Raw genomic sequence first — 3756 nt, 5'->3', positions numbered from 1 at the left:
ATCGGTTCATGAGCAGAACCGCTAACGAGTCCGCCGGTTCCCCGGCGTTCGTCACGCCCACGTCGCACGGTCGAGAGTTGACCGAGCCGCTGCGCGAGGACATCCGCTACCTGGGTGGCATTCTCGGTTCACGAGCATCGTCCGTGAACAACCGATCAGGGCAGTGGCCCACCTGCAGCGATCGCGGACAGTGTCGCGAACTCGTCTGCCTTGAGCGACGCACCACCGACGAGGGCTCCGTCGACGTCGGTCTGGCCGACTATCTCGCCGACGTTCTTGGCGTTGACCGACCCTCCGTACAGCACGCGTACACCGGAAGCGACCTCGGCCGAGGCCAACGTCTTCAACTCCTCGCGAATGGCCGCACACACTTCCTGTGCGTCTGACGCGCTTGCCACCTTGCCGGTTCCGATCGCCCAGACCGGCTCGTAAGCAATGACAATCTTTGCGATGTCGTCGGTAGTGAGACCGTCGAGCGATCCGCGCAGCTGCGCAACGTTGTACGCCACGTGTTCGCCGGACTCGCGGATATCCAAACCTTCGCCGATGCACACGATGGGCGTCAGCCCGTGCTTGAGCGCGGCCTTGGTCTTCGCGAGAACGGTCGCGTCGTCCTCACCGTGCAACGTTCGACGCTCGGAGTGACCGACGACGACGTACGTGCATCCCATCTTCGCCAGCATGGAACCACTGATCTCGCCCGTGTACGCACCGGAATCGTGCGCGGACACATCCTGCGCGCCGAACGTGAGCAGGAGCTTGTCGCCCTCGATCAACGTCTGAACGCTCCGGATGTCGGTGAACGGTGGGATCACCGTCACGTCCACCTTGTCGAAGTACTTCGCAGGCAGTGAGAAAGCGATCTTCTGAACCAGCGAGATTGCCTCGAGGTGGTTCAGATTCATCTTCCAGTTGCCGGCGATCAGAGGCTTGCGTGCGGTCGACCCGCCGGGTGATGCCATCGTCTCAGCCTTCCAGTGCTGCGAGACCGGGAAGCTGCTTGCCCTCGAGGTATTCGAGTGACGCGCCTCCGCCGGTCGAGATGTGCGAGAAACCGTCGTCGGGAAGTCCGAGGGCTCGGACGGCAGCGGCCGAATCTCCACCGCCGACAACGCTGAACGCGCCGTGGCCGGTTGCTCCGACAATTGCCTCGGCGAGGCCCTTGGTGCCGGCCGCGAACGCCTCGAACTCGAACACACCCATGGGGCCGTTCCAGAACACGGTCTTCGCCGCCCGTAGGACCGCACCGAAACGCTGTACCGACTCGGGGCCGATGTCGAGACCCATCCAGCCGTCCGGAATCTGGTGCGAGGGAACGGTTTTGGACTCGGCATCAGCCGAGAACGAATCCGCGACCACGACGTCCTTCGGCAGGTGAATGACGTCACCGAAGCGTTCGAGGAGCTCCTTGCAGGTGTCGATCATGTCTTCCTGCAGAAGCGAGGATCCGACCGACTGTCCTTGCGCTGCGAGGAATGTGAAGCACATCCCGCCGCCGATCACGAGGGTGTCGACCTTGGGCGCGAGCGCCTCGATGACGGCCAGCTTGTCCGAAACCTTGGAACCGCCGAGCACCACCGCGTACGGACGCTCCGGGCTTTCGGTCAGCTTTTTCAGAACCTCGACCTCGGTGGCCACCAAGCTACCCGCGTACGACGGCAGCAACTTGGCCACGTCGTAAACCGAAGCCTGCTCGCGGTGAACGACGCCGAACCCGTCGGACACGAACGCACCCTCACCGTCGGTCAGTGCGACCAGCTCTGCGGCCAGCGCGGCGCGCTCGGCCTCGTCCTTGCTGGTCTCTCGCGGATCGAAGCGGATGTTCTCGAGCAGCAGCACGTCACCGTCGGTGAGGCCTTCTGCGCGCGCCTGGGCATCCTGACCGACGACGTCACCGGCTAGCTGGACGTGCCGACCGAGAAGCTCCCCCAGCTTTGACGCCACCGGCGCCAACGAGAACTCGGCGTCGGGCTTTCCGTCCGGGCGTCCCAGGTGTGCCGTGATGATGAGCTTGGCACCCGCGTCGAGTAGCGCTTGAAGAGTTGGCAGCGACGCGACGATGCGGCCGGGGTCTGCGATGACGCCGTTGTCGATCGGGACGTTGAAATCCGATCTGACGAGCACCGCCCGCCCGGACACACCTGCGTCGAGCAGATCCTGCAGAGTTTTGACTGCCATGTGTCTACAGGGACTTTCCGACGAGACCGATGAGGTCGACGAGACGGTTGGAGTAGCCCCACTCGTTGTCGTACCACGAGACGACCTTGACCTGGTCGTCGATGACCTTGGTGAGCGGCGCGTCGAAGATCGACGAGTGCGGGTCGGTGACGATGTCCGAGGAGACGATCGGGTCGGTGCTGTACTTGAGGATGCCCTTCAGCGGACCCTCTGCGGCGGCCTTCATCGCGGCGTTGATTTCGTCCGCGGAGGCGGACTTCTTCAGGTTGGCCGTCAGGTCGGTCACCGAACCGGTGGGAATCGGCACGCGCAGCGCGTATCCGTCCAGCTTGCCGAGCAGCTGCGGAAGAACTAGGCCGATTGCCTTGGCGGCGCCCGTTCCCGTGGGGACGACGTTGACGGCTGCTGCACGGGCACGACGAAGGTCGCTGTGCGGGCCGTCCTGCAGGTTCTGATCCTGGGTGTACGCGTGGATCGTGGTCATGAGTCCCTTGACGATGCCGAACTCGTCGTCGAGGACCTTGGCGATGGGGCCGAGGCAGTTCGTGGTGCACGAGGCGTTGGAGATGATGTTCTGGCTGCCGTCGTACTTGTCGTCGTTGACGCCCATCACGATGGTGATGTCCTCGCCCTTGGCGGGCGCGGAGATGATGACCTTCTTCGCGCCGGCGTCGAGGTGACCCTTGGCCTTGGCTGCGTCCGTGAAAATACCGGTGGATTCGACGACGACGTCGACTCCCAGGTCTCCCCAGGGAAGTGCAGACGGTCCCTCGCGCAACGACAGTGCCTTGATCTTCTGGTCACCGACGACGATGGTGTCGTCGCCCTCGAGGCTCACGTCGTGCGGCAGACGGCCCAGGATGGAGTCGTACTTGAGGAGGTGAGCCAGGGCTGCGTTGTCGGTGAGGTCGTTGACAGCCACGATCTCGATGTCGGTGGTGCCGAAAGCTTTCTGCGCGTCGACCGCCCTGAAGAAGTTACGTCCGATGCGGCCGAAGCCGTTCACGCCTACCCGGATCGTCACTGTTCGCTCCTAAGTTGTTGAACCAATGTTGATGAAACATGTGTCGTGTTCTGCCTGCGGGGACGACCCACACGCGGTTTCCACCCTAGTGGTCCCGCCACGCTCGCGCGCGCATCACCCATCGGCAGGGGTTTTCACGCTTCGTCGAGCAATTCGGCGGTGACTGCCGACTCGGTGTCGGGAATGCCGGTGTCCTTGGCCTTGCGGTCCGCCATCGACAGCAACCGCCGTATTCGTCCGGCGACGGCGTCCTTGGTCATGGGTGGATCGGCCAGTTGGCCCAACTCCTCGAGCGATGCCTGTCGATGCTGCACCCGAAGCGCCCCGGCTGCGGCGAGATGATCGGGTACGTCGTCGCCGAGGATATGCAGTGCGCGCTCGACCCGGGCCGCTGCTGCCACGGCTGCCCTCGCGGAGCGACGCAGATTCGCGTCGTCGAAGTTGGCGAGGCGGTTGGCCGTTGCGCGCACCTCGCGACGCATGCGGCGTTCCTCCCAGACGAGGCGGGTGTCCTGGGCGCCCATGCGCGTCAGCAGGGCGCCGATGGCTTCACC

At 64.2% G+C, this 3756-nt stretch carries 4 protein-coding genes; all 4 read right to left on the bottom strand.

The window, feature by feature from the left end; translation table 11 throughout:
- Positions 1-155: 155 nt before the first annotated feature.
- On the bottom strand, positions 156-962 hold the full coding sequence (tpiA, locus tag WBQ44_RS03610) for a triose-phosphate isomerase (RefSeq protein ID WP_495565370.1): 807 nt from the start codon (positions 960-962) through the stop codon (positions 156-158).
- Positions 963-966: 4 nt separating this feature from the next.
- On the bottom strand, positions 967-2178 hold the full coding sequence (locus WBQ44_RS03605) for a phosphoglycerate kinase (protein ID WP_495565369.1): 1212 nt from the start codon (positions 2176-2178) through the stop codon (positions 967-969).
- A gap of 4 nt (positions 2179-2182) precedes the next feature.
- On the bottom strand, positions 2183-3202 hold the full coding sequence (gene gap, locus WBQ44_RS03600) for a type I glyceraldehyde-3-phosphate dehydrogenase (RefSeq protein ID WP_495565368.1): 1020 nt from the start codon (positions 3200-3202) through the stop codon (positions 2183-2185).
- A gap of 134 nt (positions 3203-3336) precedes the next feature.
- Positions 3337-3756: DNA-binding protein WhiA (whiA, locus tag WBQ44_RS03595; RefSeq protein WP_495565367.1), on the bottom strand; the 420-nt coding region annotated here is incomplete at its 5' end.

The sequence above is a fragment of the Rhodococcus sp. (in: high G+C Gram-positive bacteria) genome (genome assembly GCF_049591685.1).
GTDB lineage: Bacteria > Actinomycetota > Actinomycetes > Mycobacteriales > Mycobacteriaceae > Rhodococcoides.
Note: the sequence above shows the minus strand (reverse complement) of the source record. Positions and strands in the feature narration are given on the sequence as shown.

Excerpts from the sequence above, each read along its gene's own strand:
- tpiA (WP_495565370.1), bottom strand. The coding sequence starts at position 962 with ATGGCATCACCCGGCGGGTCGACCGCACGCAAGCCTCTGATCGCCGGC.
- WBQ44_RS03605 (WP_495565369.1), bottom strand. The coding sequence starts at position 2,178 with ATGGCAGTCAAAACTCTGCAGGATCTGCTCGACGCAGGTGTGTCCGGG.